At 65.3% G+C, this 18,369-nt stretch carries 13 protein-coding genes and 1 pseudogene; 8 read left to right on the forward strand and 6 right to left on the reverse strand.

Annotation, left to right across the window (positions count from 1 at the left end):
* Position 1 precedes the first annotated feature (1 nt).
* Genes ABOC32_RS24150 through ABOC32_RS24170 form a run of 5 tightly spaced genes read left to right on the forward strand, consistent with a single transcriptional unit; the run spans position 2 to position 5,852 of the window.
* Positions 2–946, forward strand: coding sequence for a DUF58 domain-containing protein (locus ABOC32_RS24150; RefSeq protein WP_234229554.1), 945 nt, complete (start codon positions 2–4; stop codon positions 944–946).
* Positions 943–1,437: a DUF4381 domain-containing protein gene (locus ABOC32_RS24155; protein ID WP_426809162.1), complete on the forward strand. Its 495-nt coding sequence runs from the start codon at positions 943–945 to the stop codon at positions 1,435–1,437. The genes ABOC32_RS24150 and ABOC32_RS24155 overlap by 4 nt, the downstream gene beginning before the upstream one ends.
* Entirely contained in the window at positions 1,430–2,506 is a 1,077-nt protein-coding gene (locus ABOC32_RS24160) for a vWA domain-containing protein (RefSeq protein WP_426809163.1), read from the forward strand. The genes ABOC32_RS24155 and ABOC32_RS24160 overlap by 8 nt, the downstream gene beginning before the upstream one ends.
* Positions 2,503–4,221, forward strand: a complete 1,719-nt coding sequence (locus tag ABOC32_RS24165; RefSeq protein ID WP_426809164.1) for a tetratricopeptide repeat protein — start codon at positions 2,503–2,505, stop codon at positions 4,219–4,221. The genes ABOC32_RS24160 and ABOC32_RS24165 overlap by 4 nt, the downstream gene beginning before the upstream one ends.
* A complete protein-coding gene (locus ABOC32_RS24170; protein ID WP_426809165.1) occupies positions 4,218–5,852 on the forward strand; it encodes a BatD family protein in 1,635 nt (544 codons plus the stop codon). The genes ABOC32_RS24165 and ABOC32_RS24170 overlap by 4 nt, the downstream gene beginning before the upstream one ends.
* 1,027 nt (positions 5,853–6,879) lie before the next feature.
* Here the strand turns inward: ABOC32_RS24170 and ABOC32_RS24175 are convergent.
* Positions 6,880–7,108: pseudogene (locus ABOC32_RS24175) on the reverse strand (RHS repeat-associated core domain-containing protein); the annotation flags it as partial.
* Between the two features lie 283 nt (positions 7,109–7,391).
* Here ABOC32_RS24175 and ABOC32_RS24180 point away from each other — a divergent pair.
* From ABOC32_RS24180 to ABOC32_RS24190, 3 genes are read left to right on the forward strand one after another with little or no spacing between them, the layout of a single operon-like run.
* A complete protein-coding gene (locus tag ABOC32_RS24180) occupies positions 7,392–8,630 on the forward strand; it encodes an exonuclease SbcCD subunit D C-terminal domain-containing protein (protein ID WP_426809166.1) in 1,239 nt (412 codons plus the stop codon).
* Entirely contained in the window at positions 8,627–12,271 is a 3,645-nt protein-coding gene (locus ABOC32_RS24185) for an AAA family ATPase (RefSeq protein ID WP_426809167.1), read from the forward strand. Before ABOC32_RS24180 ends, ABOC32_RS24185 begins: the two co-directional genes overlap by 4 nt.
* The gene (locus tag ABOC32_RS24190) at positions 12,268–12,861 is read left to right on the forward strand and encodes a glutathione S-transferase (RefSeq protein ID WP_426809168.1); all 594 of its coding nucleotides are present in this window, start codon (positions 12,268–12,270) and stop codon (positions 12,859–12,861) included. The genes ABOC32_RS24185 and ABOC32_RS24190 overlap by 4 nt, the downstream gene beginning before the upstream one ends.
* A 121-nt stretch (positions 12,862–12,982) precedes the next feature.
* Here ABOC32_RS24190 and ABOC32_RS24195 read toward each other — a convergent pair whose 3' ends face one another.
* From ABOC32_RS24195 to ABOC32_RS24215, 5 genes are all read right to left on the reverse strand, one after another.
* Positions 12,983–13,162 (reverse strand): hypothetical protein, encoded by a 180-nt coding sequence (locus ABOC32_RS24195; RefSeq protein ID WP_264362313.1) that lies wholly within the window; start codon positions 13,160–13,162, stop codon positions 12,983–12,985.
* A 122-nt stretch (positions 13,163–13,284) separates the two neighbouring features.
* Positions 13,285–14,415: a lactonase family protein gene (locus ABOC32_RS24200; protein ID WP_426809169.1), complete on the reverse strand. Its 1,131-nt coding sequence runs from the start codon at positions 14,413–14,415 to the stop codon at positions 13,285–13,287.
* Positions 14,381–14,671, reverse strand: coding sequence for a DUF5629 family protein (locus tag ABOC32_RS24205; RefSeq protein ID WP_426809170.1), 291 nt, complete (start codon positions 14,669–14,671; stop codon positions 14,381–14,383). Before ABOC32_RS24205 ends, ABOC32_RS24200 begins: the two co-directional genes overlap by 35 nt.
* A 150-nt stretch (positions 14,672–14,821) precedes the next feature.
* Complete coding sequence (locus tag ABOC32_RS24210; protein WP_426809171.1) at positions 14,822–17,197, reverse strand: efflux RND transporter permease subunit; 2,376 nt, start codon at positions 17,195–17,197, stop codon at positions 14,822–14,824.
* Positions 17,198–17,217: 20 nt separating this feature from the next.
* Entirely contained in the window at positions 17,218–18,246 is a 1,029-nt protein-coding gene (locus ABOC32_RS24215) for a WD40/YVTN/BNR-like repeat-containing protein (RefSeq protein ID WP_426809172.1), read from the reverse strand.
* Positions 18,247–18,369 lie beyond the last annotated feature (123 nt).

The raw sequence follows: 18,369 nt of genomic DNA on the forward strand, positions 1-18,369 counted from the left end.
CATGCCCACCGCGCAGCTGGCCGAACCCGGCATCCGCATCGGCCTTGCCGAGCTGATCGACATGCGCCACCGCGTGCGCGAAATCCAGCTGTTTTCCAAGCCCGGCCAGCGCAGCCCGCTGGTGGGCCTGCACCACTCCAAACTGCGTGGGCGCGGGGTGGACTTCGACCAGGTGCGCGTGTACCAGGCCGGCGACGATGTGCGCAACATCGACTGGCGCGTCACCGCACGCACCCAGGAACCGCACACCAAGCTGTTCCACGAAGAGCGCGAGCGGCCGATCTTCATCCTCGTCGAGCAAAGCCAGCGGCTGTTCTTCGGTTCGGGCCTGCTGTTCAAGTCGGTGCTGGCGGCCCAGGCCGCGGCCCTGTTCGGCTGGGCCGCGCTGGGCCACAACGACCGCATCGGCGGGCTGGTGTTCGGCGACAACGACCCCCACGAAATCAAGCCCCGGCGCAGCAAGCAGAGCCTGCTGCAACTGCTCAACCGCCTGGCCAAGGTCAACCAGTCGCTGCACACCGAAGCCGTGCCCCAGGCCGACAGCCTTGGCCTGGCCTTGCGCCGGGCGCGCGAGGTACTGCGCCCGGGCAGCCTGGCCATTGTCATCTGTGACGAGCGTTCGTTGACCGCACAGTGCGAACAGCACCTGGCCATGCTCTCGCGCCACTGCGACCTGCTGCTGTTGCCGGTATCCGACCCGCTCGACCACGCCCTGCCCGCTGCCGGCCTGTTACGCTTCGCCCAGCGCGGCGCGCAGCTGGAGCTCGACACCCTGGACGCCAACCTGCGTCAGGCCTATCGCAAGCAGGCCGAAGCACGCATCGAGCGCTGGGAGCTGATGGCCCAGAAGCTGCGTGTCGTGCTGATGCCACTCAGCACCCAAAGCGACATGATCGAGCAGTTGCGCGAATACCTGAACGCCCAGCGGCCAAGGAGCGCGTCATGAACCCGCTCGACCAGCTGCACCCGCTGATCGACCCGACGCCTGTCGGCCTGTGGCCGCCGGCACCCGGCTGGTGGCTGCTGCTGGCTGTGCTGCCATTGCTGGGCTGGGGCCTGTGGCGGCTGCGCCGTTGGCGCCCGGGCAAACGCCGCATCGTGCGCGCCGAACAACCCTTGGACCCGGTGCGTGTGGAAGCCCTGGTCGAGCTGGCACGCCTGCCGCGCCCGTACGACGGCGCCCCGGCCGGCGCCTGGCTGCAACAGATCAATGCCCTGCTCAAGCGCCTGTGCCGCAGCCATTACCCGGGCGCCAACAGCCACACCCTCAACGGCCGCCAGTGGCTGGCGTTTCTCGACAACCGTTGCCCGGCCGCCGGCCTGACCCGCTGGATGGTACTGGTCGAGGGCGCCTACAAGCCCGAGTGCAAGCTCGACGACAAGGCCATTGTCGGGCTCAGCCAAGCCGTCGAAACCTGGATCCGCAAGCATGTTTGAACTGGCCTGGCCGTGGGTCTTCGCCCTGTTGCCGCTGCCTTGGCTGGCGCGCCTGCTGCTGCCGGCCGCCGACAGCGGCGAGCCGGTGCTCAAGGTAGGCTTCCTCGACGAACTGGAAGGCCTGGCCGGGCGTCGCGCACGGCTCAACCTGCCCACCTGGCGCCAGCAGGCGCCGTTCGTCGTCATCTGGCTGTTGCTGCTGTGCGCCGCCGCCCGCCCGCAATGGCTGGGTGAACCGGTACCGGTGGCCGCCAGTGGCCGTGACCTGCTGGTGGCGGTGGACGTGTCCGGGTCGATGGACTTCCCCGACATGCAGTGGCAAAACGAAGACATCAGCCGCCTCGACCTGGTCAAGGCGCTGATGGGCGACTTCCTGCAAGACCGTGAAGGCGACCGCGTGGGCCTGATCCTGTTCGGCAGCCAGGCCTACCTGCAGGCGCCACTCACCTTCGACCGGCGCACGGTGCGCACCTTCCTCGACGAAGCGCAGATCGGCATCGCCGGCAAGAACACCGCCATCGGTGACGCCATTGGCCTGGCAGTCAAGCGCCTGCGCCAGCGGCCGGCACAAAGCCGGGTGCTGGTGCTGATCACCGACGGCGCCAACAACGGCGGGCAAATCCACCCGTTGACCGCTGCCCGTTTGGCTGCCCAGGAAGGGGTGCGCATCTACACCATCGGCATCGGCGCCAACCCCGAGGCCAGTGGCACCCCCGGCCTGCTTGGCCTCAACCCAAGCCTGGACCTGGATGAAGCCTCACTCAAGGAAATCGCCGACATTACCCACGGCGCCTATTTCCGTGCCCACGACGGTGCCGAACTGGACACCATCGGCGACACCCTCGACCAACTGGAGCCGGTAGCCCAGCAGCCGACCCAGGCACGCACGGCCCAGGCCCTGTACGCCTGGCCCCTGGCCCTGGCGCTGCTGCTCAGCGTGCTGCTGGTGGTGGCTGTGCAATGGCCCGACAACCTGCTGCAACGCCTGCTGCGCAAGCGGCGTTTCCTGCAGCCGCACCCCGAATGGCGCCAGCGCCTGAAGCGCCTGCGCCTGAGGAGGCGGCGATGATCGACCTGTGGCCCCAATGGCTGCGCCCGCTGTGGTTGCTGGCCGTGCCCCTGCTCGGCTGGCTGCTGTACAAGCTGTGGCACCGGCGCAAGCGCGCCGGGCGCTGGCAGATGATCTTGCCGCCCGCCTTCCATGGCGTATTGCTGGGCGGTGGCAGCGGCAGCTCCAGCAAGCTGCCGTGGATAGCACTGGGCCTGGCCTGGGCGCTGGTGGTCCTGGCCCTGCTCGGGCCCAGCTGGCAGCGCGTGGAAGAAAGCCGCCAACGCCCGGCCGACCCACTGGTGATCCTGCTGGAGCTGACCCCGCAGATGCTCGCCGAAGACAGCCCGCCCAACCGCCTGGAACAGGCGCGGCGCAAGGTCCTCGACCTGCTCGAACACCGCCGCGACAGCCAGACTGCGCTGGTGGTGTATGCAGGCTCCGCGCACACCCTGGTGCCGCTGTCCGATGACCTGGCCACTACCCGCAACCTGCTGGAGGCCATCGACCCGTCGATCATGCCAAAACCCGGCCAGCGCGCCGACCTGGCCGTGCAAAAGGGCCTGGCCCTGCTGGCCCAGAGTGGCCTGGGCCAAGGCCGTTTGCTGCTGATCGGCTCGTCGCTGAGCGCCCCGGAACGCCAAGGGATCAGCCAGGCTCTCGGCCGGCAGGGCCCGAGCCTGCTGATGCTGGGTATCGGCAGCCGCGAAGGCGCCCCGGTGCGCCAGGCCAGCGGCGAATACCTCAAGGACGACCAGGGCGGCATCCTGCTGCCACGGCTGGACAGCGCCAGCCTCAAAAGCTTCATCAGCGGCACTGGCGGGCGCTACCGGCATGCCCGCATCGACGACCTCGACCTGCGCGGCCTGGGCCTGTTCGACAACCCCCGCACCGCGCGCAATGACGGCCAGACCCTGCAACTGGACAGCTGGGCCGACCAGGGTTACTGGCTGCTGATCCCGTTGCTGTTGCTGGCTGCCTGTGCCGGCCGTCGTGGCTGGCTGTTCTGCCTGCCACTGCTGCTGGCCCTGCCACAGCCCAGCCAGGCCTTCGAGTTCACCGACCTGTGGCTGCGCCCCGACCAGCAAGGCCAACGCCTGCTGGAGCAAAACCGCCCGGCCAGCGCCGCTCGCCACTTCCACAACCCGCAGTGGCGCGGCATGGCCCTGTACCAGGCCGGTGACTACGCCGGTGCCGCCGAGGCGTTTTCCCAAGGCGATACGGCCGCCGCCCACTACAATCGAGGCAATGCCCTGGCCCGCAGCGGCGAACTGGAGGCCGCCCTGGACGCCTACGAGCAAGCCCTGGAGCGGCAGCCAGACCTGCAACCCGCGCTGGACAACCAGGCGCTGGTGCAACAGATGCTGCAACAGCGCGAGGCCAAGGCCGAAGAACAGCCGGCCAACAGCGATGCCCAAGGTACCCCCGGCAGCGAAACCGAGGGTAACAGCAGTTCAGCCAGCAGCCCGGCCCAAGGCACGCCCGGCAGTGACGAACAAGCCAACGCCGAACAGCCCGGCGAAGGCAGCAACAACAGCCAGGCCTCGCCCGGCAACCAGGCGGGTGCTGACGACAATGTCATCCAGCCGCCACAGCGCCCGGTATCGACCAACCTCGACACCGAACAGCGCCAGGCCCTGGAACAATGGCTGCGGGAGATCCCCGATAACCCGGCGGAGCTGCTGCGGCGCAAATTCTGGTATGAACAGCAATTGCATCAGGAAACCCCACGATGAGTCGCTTCGGCGTCTTTCTTCTCACCCTGCTCTGGGCCGTACTGGCCCAGGCCGAGCCGCTGCTGCAAGCCAGCGTTGACCGCACCCGCCTTGAAGCCGGCGAGAGCCTGGAGCTGACCCTGGAAAGCCAGGACGTCACCCAGTTCGGCAAGCCCGACCTGCACGCCCTGGACGGCGACTTCGAAGTGCGTGGCACGCGCCAGTTGAACAGCCTGCACACCCTCGACGGCGAAACCCGCGCCAGCACCCGGTGGATCATCACCCTGCTGCCACGGCGCAGCGGCAGCCTGCGCATTCCCGAGCTGCAGCTGGGCCAGTCGCACAGCCAGGCCATCGAACTGCAAGTGCTGCAGGCCGACGCCAGCCGCCAGGACAGCGCCTCGCAAGTGTTCATCGAAGCCACCCTCGACAGCAGCGACGTCTACGTCCAGGCCCAGGCCGTGCTGACCCTGCGCATCTACCATTCGGTGGCGCTGTACGACGACAGCAACCTCAGCCCGCTGCAACTGGAGAACGCCAAGGTCGAGCCGCTGGGCGAATCGCGCACGTATGAAAAGGAAATCAACGGCGTGCGTCACGGGGTGATCGAAACCCGCTATGCGGTGTACGCCCAGCAAAGCGGCACCCTCGAAATCCCGCCGCTGACGTTCACTGCCACCGCCGCAGCCAGCAATGACGAAGCCCCGCAGGCCAGCGGTACGGCCCGCGCCGGCCGCCAGGTACAGGTCAGCTCGCTGCCGCTGCGGCTGGCCGTGCGCCCCATACCGGCCGCCTGGCCAGCCGGTGTGCCGTGGCTGCCTGCGCGTAGCCTGACCCTGGAAGAACACTGGAACCCCGCCCCCGACAGCCAGCAGGTACAGATTGGCGACTCGCTGACGCGCAACATCACCCTGCGCGCCGAAGGCCTGTCCAGCACCCAGCTGCCACCGCTGCCGGCCACAGAGATCATCGGCCTGCGCCGCTACCCCGACCAGCCGCTGCTGCGCAACGAAATCAACGAGCGCGGCATGACCGCCAACCGCGAAGAGCGCGAGGCCCTGGTGCCCACCCACGCGGGCACGCTGGCCCTGCCGGCGCTGGAAGTGGCCTGGTGGAACACCCGCGAAGACCACCTGGAGCACACCAGCCTGCCGGCGCGCACGCTGAACGTGCAGGACAACCCGGCGCTGAGCGCCGACACCCCGGTGGGTGACACCAGCAGCGCCAGTACCCTGCTGTGGCCTTGGCAGTTGGCCACCCTGGTGTTCGCCCTGACCACCCTGCTTGGCTTCGCCCTGTGGTGGCGCGCCCGCTCGCGGCCTGCGGTGCTGCGTGCTGCGCAGAACGGGCCAAGCCCGCGTACCCTGCTGGACGACCTCAAGCGTGCGTGCCTGGCCAACGACCCGCAGGCTACCCGCCAGGCGCTGGATGCCTGGGCCCGGCAACAGCCGGAAACCCTGGCCGAGATGGCGGCGCGCTTCGTGCCGTTGTCGGATGCGCTGGACGGGTTGAACGGGGCGTTGTACAGCGAGAGCGGGCAGTATTGGCAGGGTGAGGACTTGTGGCGGGCGATCGGCACCATTCCGCCGGCCGAGCAGGTGTTGCTGCCAGCGGGTGAAAACGGCAGCTTGCCGCCGCTCTATCCCAAGTAATGCGCTGCAAGTACCGGCCTCTTCGCGGGTGAACCCGCTCCCACACGGGGGCGTGCCCCCTTTTAGATTTTCAGCCAGGCAGCTGGTCCAACTGACTGTCTCGATTCCAAGGCAAGTACAGGACCTGTAGGAGCAGCCTTGTGCTGCGAAGAGGCCGTTGCAGCCAAAGATGATTTTCAGCCCTACCGGCCTCTTCGCAGCACAAGGCTGCTCCTACCTGGTGATGCGGTAGCCTGAGTGATGGTGCAAGACAGTTGCTCCCACAGGACCGGTGTCTGGCTCAATTTATGGGCTGGACGCAATCCCTGTGGGAGCGGGCGCGCCCGCGAACACCGGCGCAGCCGGTGACATCCACCGCGTCGCATTCTTCGCGGGCAAGCCCGCTCCCACACGGGGCATGCCCCGTTTTAGATTTTCAGCCAGGCAGCTGGTCCAACTGACTGTCTCGACTCCAAGGCAAGTACAGGACCTGTAGGAGCAGCCTTGTGCTGCGAAGAGGCCGTTGCAGCCAAAGATGATTTTCAGCCCTACCGGCCTCTTCGCAGCACAAGGCTGCTCCTACCTGGTGATGCGGTAGCCTGAGTGATGGTGCAAGACAGTTGCTCCACCAGTGAACCGCGAATACCTGGACGACATGTTTAAAACCATTCATCGCCGCGCAGCCACGCAGCCGACTGCAATGGTTGTTCTGCGACCACTTCGGCAGGACCAAACCTGGGAGGAAATGAATCATTCGGATTCAACAATGCGTGGATCATCGGCGTTGCTGCCGATACCATGCCTTGTGATTCAATCGTTTGGAGTGAAGGACCTCTCTTGACCTGCCTGGATGCCAGCTCGTTGATCAGCAACATCTGCTGGTCGTAGAACTCGCTATGCGTTGTCCTGGCGTTAGAGAGTTTGTTTTCGATCATTCGCGAGCCCAGCGCGTTGTACCTTTTAACCAGCCGCTCCGTAGTCAGCGACTGCATTTTTATTGGGGGAACAGGCTTGATGCGGATAGGTCGCCGGGTACCAACGTTGCGTTCAAATACATGCCCAGTGGGATCCCTCCGATTAACCGGATCATTCGAACAATACGCATAGCGATTAAACCCACCCTCACCAAACGGGCTGAAGCTGTCGGGCGACCGGAAGCGCATCAGAACCGGGCTGAACGCTCGATACCCATTGCCCAACAGGTAACCCGCCAACTCGACGGCCAGCCGCTCACCATTGAAGCCAAGTACCGTGCTATTCAATGGCCGTTCGGAGTACCCGAATGCCGTAGAGACCTGCGTCAAGGTTGCCATCGCCTAGCCTCATGCAAGTGAGCCAGTTGTAGTCTGCTCGAGCACAATTTTTCAGCCATAAACAACGGCAAGGCAACTGACAAAAATGCCAGGCGAGCGCGGCCCATGTGGGACCGGGCATACATTGAACCTTGTGCAATATCTGCGGGCGCTGGCTGTCCGCGATTGGGCCGCACAGCGGCCCCATGCATGGGTTACCATACCGCCCTTTCCCCCGCTTGCTCGACTCGACACCAACAGGTCATCCATGCGTCTGTTTCATACCTCCGACTGGCACCTGGGCCAAAGCCTGCACGGCCAGGAACGCGACTTCGAACACGCCTGCTTCTTCGACTGGCTGCTCGGCCAACTGCGCCTGCGTCAGCCCGATGCGCTGCTGATTGCCGGCGACATCTTCGACACGGTCAACCCACCGGTCAAAGCCCAGGAACGGCTCTACGACTTCATCGTCCAGGCCCACGAGCAACAGCCCAAGCTGGACATCGTGATGATCGCCGGCAACCACGACTCCGGCTCGCGCATCGAGCTGCCTGCCGCACTGATGCGCCGGCTGCGTACCCATGCCCTGGGCCGTGTGCACTGGCTGGACGAAGGCCAGCTGGATGCCGAGCGCCTGTTGATCCCGCTGACCAACGGCCGCGGCAAGGTCGCTGCCTGGTGCCTGGCCCTGCCCTTCCTGCGCCCGGCCGAGGTCACCGGCCCGAACCTGGGCGACGACTATCTGCAAGGCATCACCCAGGTGCACCAGCAACTGATCGCCGCCGCGCAGAAAAAGCGCAAGAAAGACCAGGCGCTGATCGCCATCAGCCATGCACACATGGCCGGTGGCTCGGTGTCGGAAGACTCGGAGCGCAGCCTGATCATCGGCAACGCCGAGGCGCTGCCGGCCAAGCTGTTCGACAAGGCCATCAGCTATGTCGCCCTGGGCCACCTGCACAAACCGCAGAAGGTCAACCGCGAAGACCGCATCCGCTACAGCGGCTCGCCGATCCCGCTGTCGTTCGCCGAAATCAACTACCCGCACCAGGTGCTGGAAGTGGAGCTGGACGGCACCGAACTGGTCAGCGTCGAACCGCGCCCGGTTCCCCGGGCGGTGGCCCTGCAACGGGTCGGCCCGGCGCCGTTGGGCGAGTTACTGGCACAGCTGGCAGAGCTACCTGTAATCGACCTGCTCGAAGACCCCAACCGCCAGCCCTGGCTGGAGGTGCGGGTGATACTGGACGAGCCGCAACCCGACCTGCGCCAGCAGGTTGAAACGGCACTGGAAGGCAAGGCCGTGCGGCTGATCCGTATCAGCGCCGAATACGCCGGCCGCAATAACACCGAAGACGATGACCTGGCCTTTGTCGAGCTGTCCCAGATGACCCCGCAAGACCTGTTCAGCCGCGCCTGGGAGCAGGCTTACGGCAACCCCGCAGATGAGCAGGCGCTGGCCGACTTTGCCCTGCTGTTGCAGGACGTGCAGCAGGAAGAGGAACAGCCATGAAGATTCTCGCCATTCGCCTGAAGAACCTGGCATCGCTGGCCGGCCCGGTCGAAATCGACTTCACCGCAGAGCCCTTGGCCAGCGCTGGCCTGTTCGCCATTACCGGGCCTACGGGGGCCGGCAAAAGCACCCTGCTCGACGCCCTGTGCCTGGCGTTGTTTGGCACGGTGCCACGCCTGAACGACATCGGCCGCGAGGCCAAGGTGCCCGATGCCGACGGCGAAATCCCCACCTACGACCCACGTAACCTGCTGCGTCGTGGTACCGGCAGTGGCTTTGCCGAGGTCGATTTCGTCGGCATCGACGGCCGCCGCTACCGCGCCCGCTGGGAAGCCAACCGCGCCCGCGACAAGGCCAATGGCAAGCTGCAACACAGCCGCCAGAGCTTCTACGACCTGGACAGCGAACAGGTGCTGGGCAGCGGCAAGAACGAATACAAGCAACTGGTCGAAGCGCGCCTTGGCCTGAACTTCGAGCAGTTCACCCGTGCAGTGATGCTGGCCCAGAGCGAGTTTGGCGCCTTCCTCAAGGCTGACGACAGAGAGCGCAGCGAGCTGCTGGAAAAGCTCACCAATACCGCCATCTACACGCGTCTTGGCCAGCGTGCCTTCAGCAAAGCCCGCGATGCGGGTGAAATCCACAAGGCCCTGAATGACCGCGCCAGCCACCTGCTGCCGATGGCCGCCGAAGCCCGCGCCGAGCTTGACCAGCGCCTGGAACAAGCACAACAGCAGTTCAAGGCCGACCAAGCCGACGAGCGCCAACTGGAACAGCAACGCAACTGGCTGAATGAACAACGCCAGTTGCAGGCCCAGCATGCCGAAGCCGGCACCGCGCTACAGGCCGCCGAACACACCTGGCAGCAACTGGCCGAATCCCGCCTGGACCTCGTTCGCCTGGAGCGCCTGGCCCCGCAGCGCCACCAGTTCCACCGCCAGCAGGCGCTGACTGCGCAACTGGCACCCGTGGCCGCGAAGATCGCTGAGCAACAGCAGCAGCAAACCGAGTTGCAGGTGCGCACCCTTGAGCTCGAACAGGCGCTGGGCACCGCACGCCAGGCGCTTGCCGACAGCCAGGCCCAACATGGCGAGAACGCACCGCGCCTGCGTCAGGCCTTTGCCGCCCAGGACAACCTGGCCCGCCTGGACCAAGAGCTGGCCGCACAGCGCAGCACCAGCCAACAGGCTGAACAGCAGGTCGCCGACGGCCAGCAGCAGGTGCAGCAGCTGGAAGACAACCAGCAGCGCAGCCTGCAGCAACTGGCCCAGATCGACACCGCGCTGGCCGACAGCCAGCACTTGGCGGGCCTGGCCAATGCCTGGCACGCCTACCTGCCACAGCTGAAGCAGGTGATGGTGATCGGTGGGCGCCTGGCCAAAGGCCGTGAAGAGCTGCCCGGCCTGCAGGCCCAGGCCAGTCAGGCCAACGCGCACTTGCAGGCCGAGCGTGACGCCTACGACCTGCTGTTCCGCGAAGCCAAGGCCGAACCGCAGGCCCTTGCCGAGCAAATCGACCTGCTCGGTGGCATGCTGCAGGACAACCGCAAGCAGCAGCGCGCCGTCGAAGAACTGTCGCGCCTGCATGGCCGCGAACAAGAGCTGCGCCAGCAGCTGTATGCCGTGCGCGAACGGCAGCAGCAGGCCATGCAGCAACGCCAGCAACTGATTACCGAAGGCACCGCTGCCAAGGCCGAGCTGGAAGCCGCCGAGCAAGCGCTGAACCTCACCCGCCAGTTGCTGGAACGCCAGCGCCTGGCGCGCAACACCAGCGTCGAAGAACTGCGCGGTCAGCTGCGCGACGGCGAGCCCTGCCCCGTGTGCGGCAGCGCCGAGCACCCGTTCCATCAACCCGAAGCGCTGCTGCAAAGCCTGGGTCGTCACGATCAGGCCGAAGTGGACGCCGCGAAGAAGCAGGTCGAAGCACTCAGCAGCAAGCTGGTAGACCTGCGTACCCAGCTGGGTGTGATCAACGCCCAGCTCAAGGACTACCAGCAACAACAGCAGCAACTGGGCGAACAGCTGCAGCCGCTGGTGGCCGAGGTACAGGCGCACAGCCTGTGGCCTGCCCTCGCCCCGCAGGACGACAAGGCCCGCAGCACCTGGCTTGACAGCCAACTGCGGCGCCTTGAAGAAGAAATCGGTCAGGACCAGAAGCGCCAGAGCGCCCTGCTCGCCCTGCAAAAAGATGCATCCCGCCTCAACCAACAGTTGCAGGCCGCCCAAGAAGCGCAACAGCAGGCCCAGCGCCACCTGGAGCACCAGCACCAGGCCTTGGCCAACGACGAGCAGCAACTGCAGCAAGGCCTGAACGACCTGGCCGGCGTGTTGCCCGAGGACGCCGTCAAGGCCCTTAACGACGACCCGGCCAATGCCTTCCTCGCCCTGGACCAGCAAATTGCCCAGCGCCTGCAGCAACTGGATCAACGCAAGGACGAGCTGGAAGAACAGCAAGCCCGCCAGGCCCAGCTGGACAAGCTGCGCGACCAGCAACAAGCGCGTGTGCAAGGCCAGCAGCAATTGCAGCAGAATCTGGCCGCCCTCGACGCGCAACGCCAGCAAGCCCAGGCCTCGCTTGGCGAACTGCTCGGTGAACATGCCAGCGCCGAAACCTGGCAACAGCACATGGACACCGTGCTGGAGCAAGCCCGCGCCCTCGACGCCGACACCGCCCAGCGCCTGCAAGACTTGCGCACCCAGGGCGTGCAACTGGCCAGTGAGCTCAAGGCCAATGCCCAGCAGCAACAGGCGCTGGACGCCGAGTGCCAGCAGTTGCAGGGCCAGATCACCCAGTGGCGCAGTGAGCATCCGGAACTGGATGACGCAGGCCTGGACCGCCTGCTAGCCATGGACGATGCGCAAGTCAGTGAGCTGCGCCAGCACCTGCAAAACGCCGAAAAAGCCATCGAACAGGGCCGTGTGCTGCTGCAAGAGCGCGAGCAGCGCCTGCAACAACACGCCGCACAAATGACCGTGGACACCTCAAGCGAAGCGCTGGAGCAAGCCCTGGCCGAACTGCGCGAGCGCCTGGCCGGCCACGAGCAACAGTGCGCCGAACTGCGTGCACAGCAGGCCGACGACCAGCGTCGCCAGCAGGCACACCAGGCGTTGGCGGCAGAAATCGAACAGGCCCATCAGCAATGGCAACGCTGGGCGCGCCTGAACGCCCTGATCGGTTCGGCCTCGGGCGATGTGTTCCGCAAGATCGCCCAGGGTTACAACCTCGACCTGCTGCTGCACCACGCCAACACCCAGCTGCGCCAGCTGGCCCGCCGCTACCGCCTCAAGCGCGGCGGCAGCGCCCTGGGCCTGCTGGTGCTGGACACCGAGATGGGCGACGAGCTGCGTTCGGTGCACTCGCTGTCGGGTGGGGAAACCTTCCTGGTCTCGCTGGCCCTTGCCCTTGGCCTGGCCTCGATGGCCTCCAGCACCCTGCGCATCGAGTCGCTGTTCATCGACGAAGGCTTCGGCAGCCTCGACCCCGAGTCGCTGCAACTGGCCATGGACGCACTCGACGGCTTGCAGGCCCAGGGCCGCAAAGTGGCGGTGATCTCCCACGTGCAGGAAATGCACGAGCGCATCCCGGTGCAGATCCAGGTGCGTCGCCAGGGCAATGGACTGAGCGATGTGGAGGTGTGCGGGTGATCCTCTACTCGTTCCGCCGCTGCCCCTGGGCCATGCGCGCGCGCCTGGCCTTGCGTTATGCCGGGTGCGACGTGGAAATCTGTGAGGTGGCGATGAAGAACAAGCCGGCAGCACTGCTGGCCTTGTCGCCCAAGGGCACGGTGCCGGTACTGGATACCGGTGCCGGGGTACTGGAAGAGAGCCTGGACATCATGCGTTGGGCGCTGACGCAAAACGACCCGCAGGACTGGCAGCTACAGGCTGACCCTGTGGCCGCGCAGCAGGCGCAAGCCCTGATTGCGCGCAATGACACCACGTTCAAGGCGCAGGTGAACCTGTACAAGTATGCCGAGCGCTACCCGGAGCATTCCCGCGAGCATTACCGCCAGCAGGCCGAAACCTGGCTGGCGGAGCTCGAAGGCCTGCTGGTAGCGCGACCCTACCTGCTGGCCGACCACCCGAGCATTGCCGATGCCGCGTTGCTGCCCCTGATGCGCCAGTTTGCCGGGGTCGAACCGCAGTGGTTCGCCGAGGCGGCTTATCCGCGGGTGCGGAGCTGGCTGGAGGGGTGGCTGGCTTCGGCGCTGTTCAGGTCAGTCATGGCCAAATGAAACCTGTTTCCTGTACTGGCCCTATCGCCGGCAAGCCAGCTCCCACAGGTACAGCGCTGGACCTAAGGCCTGCATAACCCCTGTGGGAGCTGGCTTGCCGGCGATAGGGCCAGTACAGGATTCAGTGGTGCTGTTTGCCACTCAGGGCCGCATGGAAGTTGGCGCTCTGGCGCAGGTACTGTTCGGTGTAGCTGTGGGTAGCGGACGCCTTGGCGCTGCTGTCGGCATGGGCATGCGTTGGCAATACGACCGATGCGGAAATGGCGGATGCGGCAATGACCGGGAAGAGATTGAAGTTCATCTGGGCTGACCTCGACGGCGGTGGTTTGACGGTGACCCGTTTGGGCCTTGGGTCAAACTTACGCCGCCAAGGCCGCACGCAAAAATTCATTGCGGCAGTACCGATTATCACGCTGATCGATATCACTCGATGAACTTGAGGTCCGAGGGTGCCTCCTGCTTCAGCGTCTGCACCGTCTCCAGCAGCTTGCCACTGCGCGGATCGCGACGTATCACCACAATCTGGTTGCTCTTCTGGTTGGCCACCAGCAGGAAGTTGTCACTCGGGTCCAGGGCAAACTCCCGGGGGTGATCGCCTTCCACCGAGCGACGCTGCAGGAGCTTCAGCTGGCCGTCCTGCTTGCCCACGCTGAACGCCACAATTTCATTGGCCGTGCCACGGTTGCTCACGTACAGGAAGCGCCCATCCGCCGACAGGTGCAAGCCACCCCCCGCTTTCGCCGCCGCCTCTGGGCGCTCGGTAAGTGGCAGGCGCTGGCGTTCAATCAGGTTGCCGTCCTGCACATCGAACATCACCACTTCGGCGTTCATCTCCAGGGTGAGGTAGGCGTGCCGGCCCTTGGCGTCGAACAGCAGGTGACGCGGCCCGCTGCCCGGCGGCAAGGCCACGGACGCAGGTATCGCCGCCGTCAACGGGTGGTCCGCACTGGCACCGTCGTAGCGGTAGATGAACACCTTGTCGGCACCCAGGTCGCTGGCGTACAGGTGCTGACCGTCCGGCGACAACACCAGCGAATGCACGTGGGCACCGGCCTGGCGCTCAGGGTTGACCCCGCTCGCCTTGTGCCGGGCCTGTTGCACCACGGGCTTGAGCTTGCCGTCCCTGCCCACCGGGATCACCACCAGGCTGCCACCGGGGTCGGGGTTGACCGCGTAGTTGGCCACGAACAGGAAGCGCTGGTCACGGCTGAGGCTGGCGTGGGTCGGCTCGTCGCCCTGGGAGGCCACCTGGTTGAGCGGCTTGATGTCGCCTTCGCTGCTGATGCTGAAACTGCTGGCATGGCCCTGCGGGGTCTCATTCACCGCGAACAGCTGACGCTGGTCGGCCGACAGCACCAGCCACGAAGGGCTGACGCTCTTCACCACCTGCAGGGGTGTGGGGTCGATCTGGCCGGCCTTGTCGTCGAACTGGTAGAGGTAGATACCCTGGCTGGCGCCATCGGTGTAGCTGCCCACCAGCAAGGTGGCGGCGTGGGCGTGAATTGTCAGGCTCATCAGGCTAGCGGTCAGCAGGCTCGTCCAGGTCCGGTTCATCTTGGTCATCATCCGGGGCACGAAAGGCACTCATACAGACTAGCCGATGCTCGCCGTTGGCATCGTTGAGTTGCCATTCATCACCGGTGGCGATGGCGGCTGCGACTTGATCGGGGGTGAAGGACCAGCGGCGCAGCTGGCGCCCGTCCATGCATTCGACGGTGAGGCCGGATTCGTCGGCGGTGAAATCGAAGGCGTGCAGGCCGTCGATCAGGAGCATGTCGCAGGACTGCAGGGCGGTGGCGAGGGGGGACATGGGGGTACCAATCTGAAATGAGTTGGCATTATAGCCTTGGGGCTGCTTTGCAGCCCATTCGCAGCACAAGGCTGCTCCTACAGGGGATCGCGTAACCCTTGTAGGAGCAGCCTTGTGCTGCGAATGGGCCGCAAAGCGGCCCCCTGCGATTCAATGGGCAAAAATCGACCCACCCTCCTTGCCCACCATCTTCTCAGGCTTGATCAGGAACCGTGCCAGCGCCGGCAGCAGCCACAGCGCGCCAAACATGTTCCACAGCAGCATGAAGGTCAACATCAGCCCCATGTCGGCCTGGAACTTGATCGCCGAGAAGATCCAGGTGCACACGCCGATGGCCAGGCACAAGCCAGTGAACAACACGGCTTTACCGGTCGAGCGCAGGGTCTGGTAGTAGGCCTCCTGCAACGGCAGCCCGGCCCGCAGGAAGCTTTCCAGGCGGCTGTAGATGTAGATGCCGTAATCCACGCCAATCCCCACGCCCAGCGCCACCACCGGCAAGGTCGCCACCTTCACCCCGATGCCCATGTAGGCCATCAGCGCATTGCCCAGCACCGAGGTCAGTACCAGCGGCAGGACGATGCACAGGGTGGCGGCGAACGAGCGGAAGGTGATCAGGCACATCACCGCCACGCAGATGTACACCAGGATCAGGATGGTCAGCTCGGCCGACTTGATGACCTCGTTGGTCGCCGCCTCGATCCCGGCGTTACCCGCCGCCAGCAGGAACTGCAGGCCCTCCTTGTTGTGGCTGTCGGCAAATGCCTTGGCCGCGGCAGTGACCCGCTCCAGGGTCTCGGCCTTGTGGTCGTTGAGGAACACCAGCACCGGCGCCAGCGAGCAGTCACCGTTGTACAGGCCGTCGGCACGGGCGATGGAGTTGTTGAGGATGTCCGGGTTACGCGACAGGGTTTCCCATTTCAGGCTGCCCTCGTTCATGCCCTTGATCACCTGCTTGGACACGGTCACCAGGGAAATCGCCGACTGCACACCCGGGGTGTTCTGCATGGTCCACATCAGCTCGTCGATCGGCGCCATGGTCGAGTGGATCGAGCACTGCTCCGACGGGGTCTTGACCATGATCACCAGCACGTCGGAACTGGTCGAATAGTTGCTGATGATGAAGCTGTTGTCCTGGTTGTAGCGCGAGTCGGGCCGCAGCTCCGGCGCGCCCTGGTCGAGGTCGCCGATCTTCAGGTTCTGGCTGTACCACAGGCCACCAGCGAAGGCGATCAGCGCCAGGGTTACCGACACCGGCGCCACCTTGGCACTGGCGAAGTTCGACAACAGGCGCCAGAACGGGTGCTCGCAGGTCGCGTCCTTCTTGCTGCGCTCGATGGCCTTCTTGCTGATGCCGACATAGGAAATGGCCACCGGCAGCAGGATCAGGTTGGTGAACACGATCACCGCCACGCCGATGGAGGCGCCGATGGCCAGCTCGCGAATCACCCCGATGTCGATGATCAGCAGGGTGATGAAGCCCACTGCGTCGGCGAGGATGGCGATCATGCCCGGCAGGAACAGCTGGCGGAAGGTGCGCCGGGCCGCCGTGAGGGCGTTGTCGGCGTCACTCGACTGCAAGGCGATGCCGTTGATCTTCTGCACCCCGTGGGAAATGCCGATGGCGAAGATCAGGAACGGCACCAGCATCGAGTAGGGGTCCAGGCCAAAGCCCACCGCATGCATCAGCCCCAGTTGCCAGACCACCGCCACCAGGGTGGTGATGAGCACGGCGATGGTGCTGCGGATGCACCAGGTGAACCAGTACAACAGCACCCAGGTAATGGCCAGGGCGACGCCAAAGAACATCGCCACCATCACCAGGCCGTCGATCAGGTCACCGACCTTCTTGGCGAAACCGACAATGTGGATTTTCACATTGGGGTTCTGCGCCTGGAACTTGTCGCGGATCTTCTCTTCAAGCAGGTGCGAGAACTGCTGGTAGTCCAGCTTCACCTGCTTGCCGGGGTCCTGCGGGTCGGGGTAGCTCTCCAGCAGCGGCACGTCGACGATGCTGGACTTGAAGTTGTTGCCCACCAGCCGCCCCACCTGGCCGGACTTGAGCACGTTGTCGCGCAGGGTGTCGAGGCTGTCCTGCGAACCGTTGTAGGTGTTGGGGATCACCTCGCCACCGGAAAACCCTTCTTCGGTAACCTCGCTCCAGCGCACGCTGGGGCTCCACAGCGATTTCAGCCCCGCACGGTCGACGCCGGGAATGTAGAACACCTCGTCATGGACCTGACGCAGGGTCTCCATGTAGTCCTTGTCGAAAATGTCGCCGTTCACCGCCTCGACCGAAATGCGCACGGTGTTGCCGAGGTTGGCCAGGTCGTTGCGGTGCTCCATCATCTGCTCGATGAACGGGTGCTGCAGCGGGATCATCTTCTCGAAGCTGGTGGACGGGCGAATCTGCGTGGCCTGCCAGAACAGGAAAATGCTCACCAGCACGCACAGCGCGATGACCACGGGGCGGTTGTTGAAGATCAGGCGTTCGAGCAGCGTGGCCTTGTCCTGGTGGTGCGGGTGCATGGTAATGCTCTCCCTGCTGGTCATTGGCTCGCCCCCTCGGCACCCTGGGCATCCGCCAGGTGTACACCGCCCTGCCCTACCAGCAGCAGGCCGCCATTGGCCAGGCCGCTGACGCCAGCCAGGGCGATACGGTCGGCACGGTTGTACACGCTGAAGGCCTGGCCGCCATCGGTACTGCGCAGCACGCTGCCGCCGTTGCCGACCAGCACCAGGGTGCCATCATCGAGAAGCGTAGCGCTTGCCAGGCCGAATTCGAGGTCACCGCGCGTGGCCTTGAGCTCGATCGGCTGCCAGCTGTCACCAAAATCGGTGGAACGGAACAGGTTGCCGCGCAGGCCGTAGGCCAGCAGGGTGTGCGGCTGGGCGGTGCCGATCACGCCGAACAGCGAGCCCTCGTAGGGGCCTTGGACCCTGCTCCAGGTCTGGCCGTTGTCTGCCGAGCGGAACATGCCACCCTGCTCGCCGACGATGAACAGGCCGGCGTCACGTACTCGGGCGATTCCGTTCAGGTGCAACTGGTCAGGGTTGTCCAGGCGCTCGGCCACGTCCTGCCAGTGCTGGCCGCCGTCTGTGGTTTCCAGCAAGGCGCCGTAGGCACCCACGGCAAAGCCGTGCTGGGCATCGAGGAAGGCGACATCGAGCAAGGGCGCTTCACGGGCGAGGTCTTCGAACTGCTTGCTCCAGGTCGCCCCGCCGTCGCTGCTGGCGAGGATCTGCGCATCATGGCCGACCGCCCAGCCGCGTTTGTCATCGAGGAAGAACACGGCGGTGAGCAATTGCCGGGTAGGTACCCGGGCCTGGGTCCAGGTGCTGCCCTGGTCGTCGGAGAACAGAATGTGGCCGCGATCACCCACCACCACCAGACGCTTGCCGGCATGGGTGGCGCCGATCAGCAGGCTTTGGCTGGCCTTGGCGGATTCGGTGGAGTATTCGTCGGCGGCGGCGGCCTGGGCACTGTCGGCCCACACCCCCAATGCCAGTGCCAGCACTGCGCTGGCCGCCCATGGCCAGGCACCACGCCTGGCTGGCGCCGGTAGCTGTTCCCTCATGACTGCCCCCTTGTTGTGTTCTTTTTGGTGGGTCAATGCATTGCAGGTACTGCGAAAAGCCTGATCTAGAGGCCTGCAATAGCTTGAGGGGACTGTAGCGGGGATGTTGGCGGGGATACAACG

This window comes from Pseudomonas sp. WOUb67, from assembly GCF_050058005.1.
Taxonomy (GTDB): Bacteria; Pseudomonadota; Gammaproteobacteria; order Pseudomonadales; family Pseudomonadaceae; genus Aquipseudomonas; species Aquipseudomonas putida_R.